Origin of the sequence: Streptomyces sp. NPDC053513, assembly GCF_044544765.1 — a bacterium.
Lineage (GTDB): Bacteria > Actinomycetota > Actinomycetes > Streptomycetales > Streptomycetaceae > Streptomyces > Streptomyces litmocidini.
Genome location: NZ_JBITXP010000004.1, coordinates 211506 through 226039 on the forward strand (window position 1 = coordinate 211506; position 14534 = coordinate 226039).

At 71.9% G+C, this 14534-nt stretch carries 12 protein-coding genes; 6 read left to right on the forward strand and 6 right to left on the reverse strand.

Annotated elements, in window-relative coordinates; genetic code table 11:
- Nucleotides 1-162: 162 nt before the first annotated feature.
- Nucleotides 163-807, forward strand: coding sequence for a superoxide dismutase (locus ACIGW4_RS08815; protein ID WP_399579320.1), 645 nt, complete (start codon nucleotides 163-165; stop codon nucleotides 805-807).
- A 110-nt stretch (nucleotides 808-917) separates the two neighbouring features.
- Here the strand turns inward: ACIGW4_RS08815 and ACIGW4_RS08820 are convergent, their stop codons facing one another.
- A complete protein-coding gene (locus ACIGW4_RS08820) occupies nucleotides 918-1553 on the reverse strand; it encodes a DsbA family protein (protein WP_123452322.1) in 636 nt (211 codons plus the stop codon).
- A gap of 160 nt (nucleotides 1554-1713) precedes the next feature.
- Between ACIGW4_RS08820 and pepN the strand changes: the two genes are divergently transcribed.
- Both pepN and ACIGW4_RS08830 read left to right on the forward strand, forming a co-directional pair.
- Nucleotides 1714-4263 (forward strand): aminopeptidase N, encoded by a 2550-nt coding sequence (gene pepN, locus ACIGW4_RS08825; protein WP_359587570.1) that lies wholly within the window; start codon nucleotides 1714-1716, stop codon nucleotides 4261-4263.
- A 145-nt stretch (nucleotides 4264-4408) separates the two neighbouring features.
- On the forward strand, nucleotides 4409-5413 hold the full coding sequence (locus ACIGW4_RS08830) for a hypothetical protein (protein ID WP_399579324.1): 1005 nt from the start codon (nucleotides 4409-4411) through the stop codon (nucleotides 5411-5413).
- Here the strand turns inward: ACIGW4_RS08830 and ACIGW4_RS08835 are convergent, their stop codons facing one another.
- From ACIGW4_RS08835 to ACIGW4_RS08855, 5 genes are all read right to left on the reverse strand, one after another.
- Nucleotides 5414-6568, reverse strand: a complete 1155-nt coding sequence (locus ACIGW4_RS08835) for a serine hydrolase domain-containing protein (RefSeq protein ID WP_399579326.1) — start codon at nucleotides 6566-6568, stop codon at nucleotides 5414-5416.
- 107 nt (nucleotides 6569-6675) lie between these two features.
- Complete coding sequence (locus ACIGW4_RS08840; RefSeq protein WP_123452328.1) at nucleotides 6676-7143, reverse strand: NUDIX hydrolase; 468 nt, start codon at nucleotides 7141-7143, stop codon at nucleotides 6676-6678.
- Between the two features lie 9 nt (nucleotides 7144-7152).
- Nucleotides 7153-7656: an HPP family protein gene (locus ACIGW4_RS08845; RefSeq protein WP_399579328.1), complete on the reverse strand. Its 504-nt coding sequence runs from the start codon at nucleotides 7654-7656 to the stop codon at nucleotides 7153-7155.
- 21 nt (nucleotides 7657-7677) lie between these two features.
- Nucleotides 7678-8532 carry a pyridoxamine 5'-phosphate oxidase family protein gene (locus ACIGW4_RS08850; RefSeq protein WP_399579329.1) on the reverse strand — a complete coding sequence of 285 codons (855 nt, stop codon included), beginning with the start codon at nucleotides 8530-8532 and terminating at the stop codon, nucleotides 7678-7680.
- Between the two features lie 123 nt (nucleotides 8533-8655).
- Entirely contained in the window at nucleotides 8656-9111 is a 456-nt protein-coding gene (locus ACIGW4_RS08855) for a VOC family protein (RefSeq protein WP_359587564.1), read from the reverse strand.
- Between the two features lie 128 nt (nucleotides 9112-9239).
- Between ACIGW4_RS08855 and ACIGW4_RS08860 the strand changes: the two genes are divergently transcribed.
- The 3 genes from ACIGW4_RS08860 (at nucleotide 9240) to ACIGW4_RS08870 (ending at nucleotide 14506) form a co-directional block, all read left to right on the forward strand.
- Nucleotides 9240-9782, forward strand: a complete 543-nt coding sequence (locus ACIGW4_RS08860) for a CGNR zinc finger domain-containing protein (protein ID WP_123452337.1) — start codon at nucleotides 9240-9242, stop codon at nucleotides 9780-9782.
- Between the two features lie 195 nt (nucleotides 9783-9977).
- Nucleotides 9978-13298 carry a S8 family serine peptidase gene (locus ACIGW4_RS08865; protein WP_399579334.1) on the forward strand — a complete coding sequence of 1107 codons (3321 nt, stop codon included), beginning with the start codon at nucleotides 9978-9980 and terminating at the stop codon, nucleotides 13296-13298.
- Between the two features lie 191 nt (nucleotides 13299-13489).
- On the forward strand, nucleotides 13490-14506 hold the full coding sequence (locus ACIGW4_RS08870) for an aspartate-semialdehyde dehydrogenase (RefSeq protein WP_123452339.1): 1017 nt from the start codon (nucleotides 13490-13492) through the stop codon (nucleotides 14504-14506).
- Nucleotides 14507-14534 lie beyond the last annotated feature (28 nt).

A 14534-nucleotide genomic window follows, 5' to 3' on the forward strand; every position in this document is an offset into this window, starting at 1 on the left:
TCCCGAAACCCCCGGACCGCCGCTCGGTCCGGGGGTTTCGCCGTGCCGGGAGGAGGCCGGGGACACGGGACCTAGGACGAAGGGCTGATCATCTGCACACGCACCTACTGCTAGCCTGCACTTGCATAGAGGTTGCAATAAGCCGTCGAAGGGCTCGGGCACATGGCGATCTACACACTTCCGGAGCTGCCGTACGACTACGCGGCGCTGGAGCCGGTGATCAATCCGCAGATCATCGAGCTGCACCACGACAAGCACCACGCCGCCTACGTCAAGGGTGCGAACGACACCCTGGAGCAGCTGGAGGAGGCGCGCGACAAGGACCAGTGGGGTGCGGTCAACGGCCTGGAGAAGAACCTCGCGTTCCACCTCTCCGGGCACATCCTCCACTCCATCTACTGGAACAACATGAACAGCCCGAAGGACGGGGGCGGCGGCGAGCCGCTCGCCGCCGACGGCGTCGGCGAGCTCGCGGACGCGATCACCGAGTCCTTCGGCTCCTTCGCCAAGTTCAAGGCCCAGCTGACCAAGGCCTCCGCGACCACCCAGGGCTCCGGCTGGGGCGTCCTCGCGTACGAGCCGATCAGCGGCCGGCTCATCGTCGAGCAGGTCTACGACCACCAGGGGAACGTCGGCCAGGGCTCGGTCCCGATCCTGGTCTTCGACGCCTGGGAGCACGCCTTCTACCTGCAGTACAAGAACCAGAAGGTCGACTTCATCGAGGCCATGTGGCAGGTCGTCAACTGGCAGGACGTGCACAAGCGCTATCTGTCGGCCAAGGCCTCGGTCCCGCTGATCTCCTTCTGACCCCGCGCTCCTGCTCGTGATCGTCTTCTCAGCCTTCACCGGGCAGGCGGTAAGGAGGACGGCCCCCGCGATGACGTGAATCGCGGGGGCCGTCTGCCGTACGGGGGCGACTACTCGAAGCTCGGGGCCGCCGTCCGGGTGCGCTTGATCTCGTAGAAGCCCGGCGTCGACGCCACGAGCAGCGTGCCGTCCCACAGCCGGGCCGCCGCCTCGCCGCGCGGGGTCGGGGTGACGACGGGGCCGAAGAAGGCGACCTCGTCGCCCGTCGGGCCCGGCACCGAGACGACCGGGGTGCCGACGTCCTGGCCGACCTTGTCGATGCCCTCCTTGTGGGAGGCGCGGAGCTCGGTGTCGTACGTGTCCTTGTCGGCGTACTCCACCAGGTCCTCGGGCAGACCGACGTCCTTCAGGGCGCCGGCGATCGCCTCGCGCGTCGGGCCCTCGCCGTTGTTGTGGAAGCGGGTGCCGAGCGCCGTGTAGAGCTTGCCGACGACCTCGTCGCCGTGCAGCTGCTGGGCGGCGATCACCACGCGGACCGGACCCCAGGCCTGGGTCTCCAGCATCTCGCGGTACTCGGCGGGGACCTCGTCGAGCCGGTTCTCGTTGAGCACGGCCAGGCTCATCACCTTCCAGCGCACGTCGACCGGGCGCACCTTCTCCACCTCCAGCATCCACCGGGAGGTCATCCAGGCCCACGGGCACAGCGGGTCGAAGTAGAAGTCGGCGGTGGTCCTGCTCTCGGACATGTCACTCCTCGGTAAGGCCGCGGTGAAGGGGTTTCGCCGAAAGGAGCAAACACCGCCGGGGCCCGGCGGCATTCCCGGCGCGTCGGGGTTCCGCCGTACCGGGTGACAGCCGCACATGGGAGGATCGGTGCTGTTTCGAACGCGCCACGAAGGAGTGACCGTGCCCGGTGAGAATCTGTCCCGCGACGAGGCCCACGAGCGGGCAGCGCTGCTGTCCGTCGACGGGTACGAGGTCGACCTCGACCTGAGGTCGGCGGTCGGCGAGTCCGCCGAGACGGTGCGCACCTTCCGCTCGCGGACGACGATCCGGTTCCGCCGCACCGGCGAGGGCGCGAGCACGTTCGTCGACCTGATCGCCCCCTCGGTGAACGCGGTCACGCTCAACGGCCGCGCCCTCGACCCGGCGGTGGTCTTCGACGGCGCGCGGATCGCGCTCGACGGCCTCGCCGACGAGAACGTGCTCGTGGTGGACGCCCAGTGCGCCTACAGCCGCACCGGCGAGGGCATGCACCGCTTCGTCGACCCGGAGGACGGCGAGGTCTACCTCTACACGCAGTACGAGCCGGCCGACGCCCGCCGGGTGTACGCCAACTTCGAGCAGCCCGACCTCAAGGCGCCGTACCGCTTCTCGGTGACCGCGCCGGAGGGCTGGACGGTCTGGTCGAACGGCGCGGGCGAGCAGGACGCCGAGGGCGTCTGGCGGTTCGCGGAGACGGCGCCGATCTCCACGTACATCACGTGTGTCGTGGCCGGCCCCTACCACTACGTGACCGACAGCTACACGCGCGGCGAGCTGGAGATCCCGCTCGGCGCGATGTGCCGCAAGTCGCTCGCGAAGCACTTCGACGCCGACGACGTCTTCCTGATCACCAAGCAGGGCTTCGACTTCTTCCACGACAACTTCGACTACCCGTACCCCTTCGGGAAGTACGACCAGGCCTTCGTCCCCGAGTACAACCTCGGCGCGATGGAGAACCCGGGCCTGGTGACCTTCCGCGAGGAGTACATCTACCGGGGCAAGGTCACCCAGGCCGCGTACGAGAGCCGGGCCAACGTCATCCTGCACGAGATGGCGCACATGTGGTTCGGCGACCTGGTCACCATGGTGTGGTGGGACGACCTGTGGCTGAAGGAGTCCTTCGCGGACTTCATGGGCTCCTTCGTGAACGCCGAGGCCACCCGCTTCACCAACAGCTGGGTGACCTTCGCCAACAACCGGAAGTCCTGGGCCTACCGCGCCGACCAGCTGCCGTCCACGCACCCGATCACGGCCGACATCCGTGACCTGGAGGACGCCAAGCTCAACTTCGACGGCATCACGTACGCCAAGGGCGCCTCGGTGCTCAAGCAGCTCGTCGCGTACGCCGGCCGGGACGCGTTCCTGGAGGGCGCGCGCCGCTACTTCAAGCGCCACGCCTACGGGAACACGCGCCTGGCCGACCTCCTCTCGATCCTGGAGGAGACCTCCGGGCGGGACATGAAGGCCTGGGCGAAGTCCTGGCTCCAGACCTCCGGCGTCAACAGCCTGACCCCGGCCGTCACCTACGACGCGGAGGGCCGGATCACCGAGCTCGCCGTCCTCCAGGAGGGCGACGAGCTGCGCCCGCACCGCGCCGCCGTCGGCCTCTACCGGCTCTCCGGCGGGGAGCTCGTGCGGTACGCGCGGGCCGAGGCCGACATCACCGGCGTCCGGACCGTCGTCGACGGGCTCGCGGGCCAGGAGAAGCCCGACCTGGTCCTCGTCAACGACGACGACCTGACCTACTGCAAGATCCGCTTCGACGAGGGCTCGCTCGCGACCCTCCGGGCGCACCTCGGCGACATCACCGATCCGCTGGCCCGCGCCCTGTGCTGGTCGGCGCTGTGGAACCTGACCCGCGACGGGCTCATGCCCGCCCGGGACTTCGTCTCCGTCGCCCTCGCCTTCGCGGGCCGCGAGACCGACATCGGCGTCCTGCAGATGGTGCACAACTGGACGAGGTCGGCCGTCACCCTCTACGCGGCGCCCGCGTGGCGCGAGGAGGGCGGCCGGCTGCTCGCCGAGGGCGGACTGCGCGAGCTGCGCCTGGCCGAGCCGGGCAGCGAGCACCAGCTGACCTGGGCGCGGTTCTTCGCGGCGACCGCCTCCACCGAGGCCGACTTCCAGCTCCTGGAGGGGCTGCTCGACGGCACGGCGAAGATCGACGGCCTCGACGTCGACCAGGAGCTGCGCTGGGCGCTGCTCTCCCCGCTGGCCGTCCACGGCCGCGCGGACGAGGCCCGGATCGACGAGGAGCTGGCCCGGGACGACACGGCCACGGGCAAGCGCCACCAGACCCGCCTCCTCGCCTCGCGGCCCTCGGCGGCGGTCAAGGCGCAGGCCTGGGCGCAGGTCGTCGAGTCGGACGCCCTGTCGAACGCGCTGGTCGAGGCGACCATCGCGGGCTTCGTCCAGCCCTCGCAGCGCGAACTGATCGCGCCGTACGCGGAGAAGTACTTCGCGGCGATCGAGCGGCTGTGGGAGGAGCGGTCGATCCAGATCGGCATCGACGTGGTCCGGGGCCTGTTCCCGGGGCTCCAGGACGACGAGGCGACGCTCGCCGCGACGGACGCCTGGCTGTCGGAGCACGAGTCGGCCCCGCCGGCGCTGCGCCGCCTCGTCCTGGAGGCGCGCGACGACCTGGCGCGGGCGCTGCGGGCGCAGGCGTGCGACGGGCGCGTGGCGGAGTAGTCGGTACGCGGACGGGGGCGGCACCCTTCGGGGTGCCGCCCCCATCGGCACTCGAACGTGCGTACTTTAGGGCGAGGTTGTCCCGGAATGTCGACGAGCGTGTAACAGGGGTTAGGGGAGCCTTCGGAAGCGGAAGACCCCCGGCATGAACCACAACACCCCCATCACCCCCCGCCCCCTCCCCCTCCCCTCCGCCACCGGTCAGGCACAACGCCTCGCGTCCGCCGACCAGTTGAGGACCCAGGGCATCCCCGCCGCCGAGGTCGCCGCGCGCTGCCGGCCCGGCGGCTGGCAGCAGCTCCTCCCCGGCGTCTTCCTGCTCCAGCCCGGGCCGCCCACCAGCGAGGACCGGCTGAAGGCCGCGCTGCTCTACGCCCGCAGGACCGGGGCCGTGCCCCCGCAGGGACCCGACGCGATGATCACCGGCCTCGCCGCGCTGACCCTGCACCGCTTCTCCTCCGCTCCCCCGCTCACCGCCCTGGACCGGATCGACGTCCTGGTGCCGCGCACCCGGCGGCTGCGCTCGACCGGCTGGGTGCGGGTGGTGCGCGCCCCCGAGTCGCCGGAGCCGGTGGAGCTCACGGGCGTCCCCGTCGCCCCGGTCGCCCGCGCCGTCGCCGACGCGGTGTCGGGCCTCGCGGACGCCGAGACGGTGCGCCGGCTGCTCACCGAGGCCGTCCGCGGCGGCCACTGCGAACCGGGCGTGGTGGTACGGGAGTTGAGCCGGGCCCGGCTGCTCTCCCGGCCGCACGTGGTGGACGCGGTGGACGCGCTTCTCGCCGAGGGACGCTCGCTCTCGGAGCAGCGGCTCTACGAGATGGTGCGGGAGTTCGCGCTGCCGGACCCGCTGTGGAACGTGGACCTGAGGCTGCCGGGCGGCCCGCACCTGGGCGGGGTGGACGCCTACTGGCCCGACCAGGCCGTCGCCGTGGAGCTGGACACCCGGGCGCCTCGGCAGGACGACGACGAGCTGTGGACCGAGTACACCCGCAAGCGGGAGCACCTGGAGCGGCTCGGCATCACGGTCGTCCACCTCACCCCGCGCAAGCTGCGCGAGGCGATGGACCAGCAGGCCACCGTGGTCCGTACGGCCCTGATGGCCGCGGCGGACCGGCAGCCCGCCGCGTACGTCGTCGTCCTGCCGAGGTGACTAGCCCTTGTTCGCGGGCGTGCCGCAGAACTCGGCCTCGACGACCTTCTGGGTGTCGCCCGTCCAGTCGGCGTTGAAGTTGCCGGCCAGGGAGTGCTCGCCGTCGCGGGTCACCTGGGCCAGGGAGCTGGAGCCGTGGATGCCGCCGCCGTGGCCCCAGACCTCCACGCCGCAGCTGAGCTCCTCCTTCATGAGCCCGAGGCCGTAGCCGAGGTTCGGGAGCTCGGGGGACATCGCGACCGTGGTGGTCATCTCCTTCAGCCCGCCCTTCGTGAGCAGCCGGCCCTTGAGCAGCGCGCTGTAGAAGGTCTGCAGGTCGCGGGAGTCGGAGATGATCTCGCCGGCCGCGCCCGCGATGCTCGGGTTGAGGTCGGAGACCTCGTGGACGGGGGCGTTCACGTCCCGGGAGAGCTTGGAGTACGCCGGGCTGCTGGGCTCCGGCATGGCCGAGCGGGTCCCGGGGACGGTGGTGGCGCGGAGCTTGAGCGGCTTGATGATCCGGTTCTCGACGGCCTTGCCGTACGGGCGGCCGGTGACCTTCTCGATCACCATGCCGGCGAGGACGAAGTTGGTGTTGGAGTAGTTCCAGGAGGCGCCGGGCTCGAAGTCGGGCCGGTGGGCCATGGCGACGGAGACGAGCTGCCGCGGCGTCCAGGTGTCGTAGCGGTGCTCCAGGAAGCCGGGGCCGAAGACCTTCTCCTGGAAGGCGGGGTCGCTGGTGTAGCTGTAGATGCCGCTGGTGTGGTTGAGGAGCTGGCGGACGGTGATCTTCCGGCCGTCGTGGCCGTGGCCCCGGACGACGCCGGGGAGCCACTTCTCGACCGGGTCGTCGAGGTCGAGGCGGCCCTCCGCCTGGAGCTGGAGGAGGACGGTGGCGGTGAACGTCTTGGTGATGGAGCCGACCCGGTAGCGGTCGTCGCCCTTGCGCTTACCGGCGGTGCCGGTCCAGCGGTCGCGTCCGTCGCGGGCCTGGGCGACGGCGCCGGGCACGCCGTCGGCGACGGCCGCGTCGAGGGCCCGCTGGGTGGCCGCGTGGTCCTGCTTCACGGACGCCGGGGCCTGCGCCGCGAGGGCGGGGGCGGCGAGGGCGGTGGCGGCGAGTCCCGCCACGAGGGTGGCTGCGACGACGGTACGGGCGGTGCGGGCGGGTGACATGCGGGGCTCCCCTGATCGTGGTGCTGCGGTTCGTCGTGCTGTGGTCGGGGGGAGGGACCCGGGAGGGTGGGCGGGGGTTGATCGCACCTTCGGTGGTTGAGCGCCTTTCAGCCGTTCTCGTGCTCCGTGAGGTGCGAGCGTCCGAGGGGCGGCCGGTCGCGCCAGAGCTGGAGGCCGATGTCGACGAGTTCGACGCGGGTGAGGGAGGGCACGGAGTCGAGCGGGTGCCAGGCGGCGAGGTCGGTGGAGCCGCCCTCCTCGTTCCGCAGGGCGCCGCCGGTGATCCGCGCCTCGTAGATGATCCGCAGGCCCTGCCAGTCGCCGGGTCCGCCGAGCCGGCGGAGCCAGGAGCGCCGGATGGAGTCGATGCCGAGGAGCGCGGTCGGCTCGGTCAGATAGCCCGTCTCCTCCTCGACCTCGCGGGCGACGGTGTGGACGGGGTCCTCGCCGTGGTCCATGCCGCCGCCCGGCAGGGTCCACCGTCTGGCACCGTCCTTCGCGACCCAGCGGGCGAGGAGGATCTCGTCGTCACGGACACACACGGCGTAGGCCGCCACCCTCAACTCCTGCTGCATGGACCGAGATTAGAGCCAGTACGCGGGATACGTCCGCCCCGTGGCACGGGCGGCCGCGAGTCCGACGGCGACCAGGAGGAGCGAGGCGAGGGCGAGAAGGCCGAGAAACGACCAGAGGGGCGGGTCCTGGAGGGCGACGATGACGGCCGTCGCCGCGGCGGGCGAGTGCGGGGCGCGGGCGAGCAGCATCACGCCGAGGGCGAGACCGCCCGCGACGGCCGCGCTCCACGGGCCCGGTCCCGCGACGGCGAGGACCGCGAAGCCGGTGAGGGCCGAGAGCAGTTGGCCGCCGACGACCGAGCGCGGCTGGGAGAGCGGCAGGGCGGGGGCGCCGGCCACGAGCGCCATGCTGGCGGCGAGGGGCGGGATGAGGAGGGGCTGGTGGAGGAGGGTGCCGAGGGCCGCCAGGAGGAGGAGGGCGGCGAGGCTGGCGGCCGTGGAGGACAGGGTGGCGCGGAGGTGGGGACGGGGAGGGGCGGCGGGGCGGGGCGGGGCGGTGGCGGTGGTCGTCACTGGGCCTCCAGGAGTGCGGGGTCACGGATTGGAAGGGGAGTACTCCGGGGGTGACCAGCGCAGGGGGCTGGCGTCCGGGGTTTCGGACGTGCGGTCGACGCGGAAGCGGGTGACGCGGCCCCCGGGGCCGTACTCGGTGTGCGCGACGCCGGTGAGCTGGAGGGTCAGCCCCGTCTCCCAGTCGAGGAAGAGCAGCCCCGCGCGGCCGTCCGACTCCAGGTTGCCCAGGGTCAGGAACATGGAGTTGCCCGGGTAGTCGCGCCAGCTGAGCTCCCGGGGGGAGTCGACGCGGACGAAGCCGGGGTTGCCACCGCGGTGGCTGGTGTCGAGGCCGTCCGGGGCGGCGGTCGCGATGAAGAAGGTGTCGGCGGCGCGGATCCGGCGCGCCTGGTCGGGGGTGAGCGCCTCGCCGTGTCGCACGGCGGCGGGTGCGGCGCCGGGGGGCTCGGAGCCGTACCACTCCCGTTTCTGCAGGTACTTGGGGCAGTTGGAGAAGACCTGCTCGGCCTCGATCGTGAAGCCGCGTCCGCTGCGCCGGGCGGTGCCGTTGAGGCGCATGCGGCGGCGGGTGCGGGGGTCGAGGGCGAGGGTGCCGACGGGGGCGCCGTCGGGCGTGCCCTCGGGGAGGTCGGCGGCGACCGAGACCGTGTGCGGGCCGACGGCCCTGGCGAAGCCGGGCGCGCCGGTGAGCAGGCTCGACCAGACGCGGCCGTCGGCGTCCGCCGTGCCGATCACCAGCATCGGCTGGGCTTCCAGGAAGGCGGCGGCGATGGGGCGAATGCCGTCGGTGATGGAGCGGCCCACGTGGGCGGCGAGGTCCTGGACGCCCTCGCGCGCCTGTACGGCCAGGGAGCCGGGGTGGTAGGCGGTGTTCACGGGGGCCTCCGAAGGGTGCGGGTGGTCGTGGTGCGGGTCGAGGACCCTGGGCGCGGGTGGCGCGTTCGGCGTTGTGCCCACCCGTTCCGCCCCTGCGGAACGCCTGCCCACAACGAGGTGCGGCTAGAAGAAGCCGCAGGTCGGGGCCGTCTCGCTCGGGGCTTCCGCGTCCTCCGCGCCCTTCGGGACCGAGATCTCCAGGCGGGTGCCGTCGGGGTCGTGGAAGAAGATGCCGCCGGAGGCCGCGCCTTCGCGGTGGGCGACGACGCCCTCGTACGCGAAGGAGGTGCCGCGCGCGACGAGCGCGGCCTCGGCGGCGCGGACGTGTTCGATGGACTCGGCCTCGAAGGCGAGGTGGTGGAGGCCCGGCCGGCCCGGGTCGTAGGTGCCCTCGGCCTGCTGCCAGAGGGTGAGGACCAGGCGGCCGTCCCGGCCGAGGAAGGCGTAGCGGCTGTCCTTCTCCTCGCCCTCGCCGAGGACGTCGAAGCCGAGGACGTCGCCGTAGAAGGCGAGCGAGCGTCCGAGGTCGGTGACGTTGAGGCCGACGTGGTGGGTGGCGAGTGTGCCGATCGCGGGCATGCGGGTTCCCTCTCCGATGTGGTCGCCCCCTCGGGCTAACCTTTCATTTCGACTTTAGGGGTTATAGATGAGGGGAGTCAACCGGTCACGTACTCTTGAGGGGTTAGCTGATCGAGGAGGGTGTCCCCATGACCGCCACCGACCCCCGGCCGCTCACCGGCGAGCCCGTCTCCCTCGACCTGCTCAACACCCGCTGGAACGACGAAGGCGTCCGCCGCGACCTGCTGGCGGAGGTCGAGGGCCTCGCCGTCTGGCTCGCCGCCAACGGCCTGGCCGAGCGGTTCACCGCCGACGCGACCACCCTCCGGCACACCCTCACCGCCCGGGACGCGCTCGCCGCGCTCGTCGACCGCCCCGGCGACCCCGCCGCCACCGCCCGGGTCGACGCCGTCCTCGGCCACGGCCGCATCCGGCCCACGCTCACCGCCGAGGGCCCCGGCGAGGAGCCGGAGTTCGCGGACCCCGCCTGGGGGCCCGGCTGGACCGCCGCCCGCGACTACCTCGACCTGCTGCGCACGGCGCCCGACCGGATCCGCGCCTGCGCCCACGAGGCCTGCATCCTGCACTTCTTCGACACCTCGCGGAACGGCACCCGCCGCTGGTGCTCGATGGCGGTCTGCGGCAACCGCGCCAAGGCCTCCCGGCACTACGCCCGGACCAAGGAGAGTTGAGCCCCGCGCCACGGCGAACTCGCCCGCTTACGGGCGAGTTCGTCCCGTGTGGCGCATCCACGGCGCTGGCGGGTTTGCGTCGCGGCGGCAATCCGACGCCCAGCGCCCCTCCCCAAAACCCGGTCCCTTGCGAAAGGCTGAGCGGTCATCCGGTATCGAAATCCGGACGCCCTCCTTTCACCAACAGGGATGTAAATGACCACCCCCGAAACTCAGAGCTCCATATCCGGAAGCTCGACGCACGGGCCCAGACGCGCGGCCCGCATCGCGGCCGCAGCCGGACTCGTCGCCGCGCTCGTCGCGACCGGTGCCGCGCCCGTCCTCGCCACCGAGGCCCCGGCGACCACTCCCCCGGTCAAGTCCTCGAACCCGGCCGACAAGCTCGGCGCCATCGACGCCCAGCGGCTCACCGAGGCCCAGGCGAGCGGCGAGAAGAACGTCACCGTCCTCGTCGCCACCGCCCCCGGCGCCACCGAGCAGGTCGCCGCCCAGCTCGACGCCGTCGCCGGCGCCTCGGTCGGCAAGCAGCAGGACGCGCTCGGCTACGTCCGGGCCACCCTGCCGACCGCCAAGGCCGCGGCCGCCATCAAGGCCGCCACCCAGCTCTCCTCCGTCCAGTCCGTCGACCTCCAGGCCGAGATCGCGCTGGACGACCCGACGCCGGACGCGGGCGCCGCGACGGGTGCCGTCTCCGGCACCACCGTCACCACGACGTACCCCGCCCCGGGCAAGGACACCCCGGCGAAGAACCCGTACAACCCCTCGTACGAGACGGGCGCGGTCGACTTCGTCAAGGAGCACCCGAAGGCCGACGGCCGCGGCGTGACCATCGGCATCCTCGACTCGGGCGTCGACCTCGGCCACCCGGCCCTGCAGAAGACCACCACCGGCGAGCGCAAGATCGTCGACTGGGTCACCGCCACCGACCCGCTGACCGAGGGCGACGCCACCTGGCGCGCCCAGGTCACCCCGGTCGCCGGTCCCGTCTTCACCGCCTCCTCGCAGAGCTGGACGGCCCCGGCGGGCTCGTACCAGTTCAGCCGGTTCTCCGAGGCGGCCACCGCGGGCGGCGACCCGAAGGGCGACATCAACCGGGACGGCGACACCACCGACGTCTTCGGCATGCTGTACGACCCGGCCGCCGGCACCGTCCGCGTGGACACCGACCAGAACAACGACTTCACGGACAACGCGCCGATGAAGCCGTACAAGGACGGGTACCAGGTCGGTTACTTCGGCACCGACAACCCCGCCACCGAGGTCGCCGAGCGCACCCCGTTCGTCGTCGAGATCCGCAAGGACGTCCCGATGGACCCGCTGGGCGGGACCTGGGTCGGCCAGAAGCGCGACTTCGTCAACATCGGTCTCGTCGAGTCCTCGCACGGCACCCACGTCGCCGGCATCACCGCCGCCAACGGCCTCTTCGGCGGGAAGATGAGCGGCGCCGCCCCCGGTGCGAAGATCGTCTCCGCACGCGCGTGCACCTGGTCCGGCGGCTGCACCAACACCGCCCTCACCGAGGGCATGACGGACCTCGTCGTCAACCGCGGCGTCGACATCGTCAACATGTCGATCGGCGGCCTGCCCCAGCAGAACGACGGCGACAACGTCCGCTCGCGCCTCTACACGCGGCTCATCGACACCTACGGCGTCCAGCTGGTCATCTCGGCCGGCAACGAGGGCCCCGGCATCAACACGATCGGCGACCCCGGCCTGGCCGACAAGGTCCTCTCGGTCGGCGCGGCCGTCTCCCAGGCGACCTGGGCCGCCAACTACGGCTCGGCCGTCGAGAAGAAGTACGCCATGTTCCCCTTCTCCTCGCGCGGCCCGCGCGAGGACGGCGGCTTCACCCCGACCATCACCGCCCCCGGCTCGGCCGTGAACACCATCCCGACCTGGCAGCCGGGCGCCGGCGTCGCCGAGTCGGGCTACACCCTGCCCGCCGGCTACGGCATGCTCAACGGCACCTCGATGTCCTCGCCGCAGGCGGCGGGCGCGAGCGCGCTGCTGATCTCGGCCGCCAAGCAGAAGGGCATCGCGCTCTCCCCGCTCACCCTGCGGACCGCGCTGACCTCCACCGCGAAGCGCATCCCCGGTGTCGCCGCGCACGAGCAGGGCGCGGGCCTCATCGACATCGGCGAGGCCTGGGAGTCGATCAAGGACGGTGCCACCGCCCACGACTACAAGGTCGAGGCCCCGGTCGACACCGTGATCTTCCCGGCCCCGCACACCGGCACCGGCGTGTACGACCGCGAGGGCGGCCTCAAGGTCGGCCAGAAGAAGGCCTACGACGTCACCATCACGCGCACGAGCGGCCCGGACCGGCCGATCGAGCACGAGCTGGACCTCAAGTACAACGACGGCACCTTCCGCATCCTCGGCGACGACGAGATCGACCTGCCGCTGAACAAGCCGGTCACCGTCAAGCTCCAGGCCCGCGCCGCCACCGCCGGTGCGCACAGCGTCATCCTGGAGGCCGACGACGAGCGCACCGAGGGCGTCGACAAGCAGATCCTCGCCACCACGGTCGTCGCGAACGACCTGGTCGCCCCGGGCTACGGCTTCTCCGCCACCGGCTCGGTGCAGCGCAACAGCAGCAAGTCCTACTTCGTCACCGTGCCCGAGGGCGCCAAGACGCTGGAGGTCGCGCTGGGCGGTCTGAAGGAGAAGAGCCAGACCCGGTTCATCTCGATCCACCCGGTCGGCGTGGGCATCGAGGACAGCGCCACCACGCAGTGCTACCCGCACTACAACCCGGCCAACACCTGCCGCCCGGACCTGCGGTCCTACGCGGACCCGACGCCCGGCGTCTGGGAGATCGAGGTCGAGTCCCGCCGCACGTCGCCGGACCTGGACAACCCGTACACGCTGAACGTCACCGCCCTCGGCGTCGACTTCGACCCGGCCGTCCAGACGGTCGCCGAGGCGAAGATCGGCACCCCGGCCCCCGTCCAGTGGCAGGTCGCCAACCGCTTCGCGGGCGTCACGGGCACCCTCAAGGGCGGCTCGCTCGGCTCGCAGAAGAGCGAGACGCCGACCATCCAGCACCACGAGAAGCACACGAAGACCGTCACCATCGGTGAGGGCGTGGAGCGGCTCGACATCGCCATCGGCAACACCTCCGACAAGGCCGCCGACCTCGACCTCACGGTCACGCTGAACGGCAAGACCGTCGGCCAGTCGGCGGACGGCGACTCGGAGGAGTCCGTCTCCCTGCTGAAGCCGGCCGCGGGCACGTACACCGTCGTCATCGACGGCTACTCGGTCCAGGCCGCGGGCGGCACGACGTACGACTACAAGGACGTGTACTACTCGTCCGCGCTCGGCACCGTGAAGGTCGACGAGTCGAAGCAGGTCGCCCTGGCCAACGGCGCCACCGCCCCGGTCTCGGCCGAGGTCGTCGTCGCGGGCGCGGCCCCCGAGGGACGCCAGTTCTTCGGCGAGGTCCAGCTGCTCAACGCGCGCGGCACCGTCGCGGGCACCGGCAGCGTCCTGATCGGCGCGGTCACCCCGTAACAGCGCACCGGTGAGGGGCGGGCGCCGGAACCGGCGCCCGCCCCTTTCGCGTCCCGAAGATCGTCACCCCACCGCCGGAAGATCGTCGTCCATGGCGCGTCCGCCCCTTGGACAATGGATTGGACAAGGCGGGCGGGGACACACGCATCATGGAGCAGCAGCACCCTGCACACGCGTACGGAGGAGTCCCCGTGAAGGTCGGAATCGTCGGAGCCACCGGTCAGGTCGGCACAGTCATGCGGAAGATCCTGGCCGAGCGGAACTTCCCGGTCGACGAGCTGCGGCTCTTCGCGTCCGCCCGCTCCGCCGGCACCGTCGTCGACGGCGTCACGGTCGAGGACGCCTCCACCGCCGACTACACCGGCCTGGACATCGTGCTCTTCTCCGCCGGCGGCGCCACCTCCAAGGCCCTCGCCGAGAAGGTCGCCTCGCAGGGCGCCGTCGTGATCGACAACTCCTCCGCCTGGCGCCGCGACCCCGAGGTCCCGCTGGTGGTCTCCGAGGTCAACCCGCACGCGGTCAAGGACCGCCCCAAGGGCATCATCGCCAACCCGAACTGCACCACGATGGCCGCCATGCCGGTCCTCAAGCCGCTCCACCAGGAGGCCGGCCTCACCGCGCTCGTCGCCACCACCTACCAGGCCGTCTCCGGCTCGGGCGTGGCCGGCGTCGCGGAGCTGGACGGGCAGGTCAGGGCCGTCGCCGAGCGCGCCACCGAGCTGACCCACGACGGCGAGGCCGTGGAGTACCCGGAGCCCGGCGTCTACAAGCGTCCGATCGCCTTCAACGTGCTCCCGCTCGCCGGCTCGATCGTCGACGACGGCTCCTTCGAGACCGACGAGGAGCAGAAGCTCCGCAACGAGTCCCGCAAGATCCTGGAGATCCCGGAGCTCAAGGTCTCGGGCACCTGCGTCCGCGTCCCGGTCTTCTCCGGCCACTCGCTCCAGGTCAACGCCCGCTTCGAGCGCCCGATCAGCGTCGAGCGCGCCTACGAGCTGCTCAAGGACGCCGAGGGCGTCGAGCTCTCCGAGATCCCGACCCCGCTCCAGGCGGCCGGCAAGGACGCCTCCTACGTGGGCCGCATCCGCGTGGACGAGACCGTCGAGAACGGCCTCGCGCTCTTCCTCTCCAACGACAACCTGCGCAAGGGCGCGGCGCTGAACGCCGTGCAGATCGCGGAGCTCGTCGCCGCCGAGCTCAAGGGCTGATCCCGGCCACCCTCCGGAGGGGCGGCTT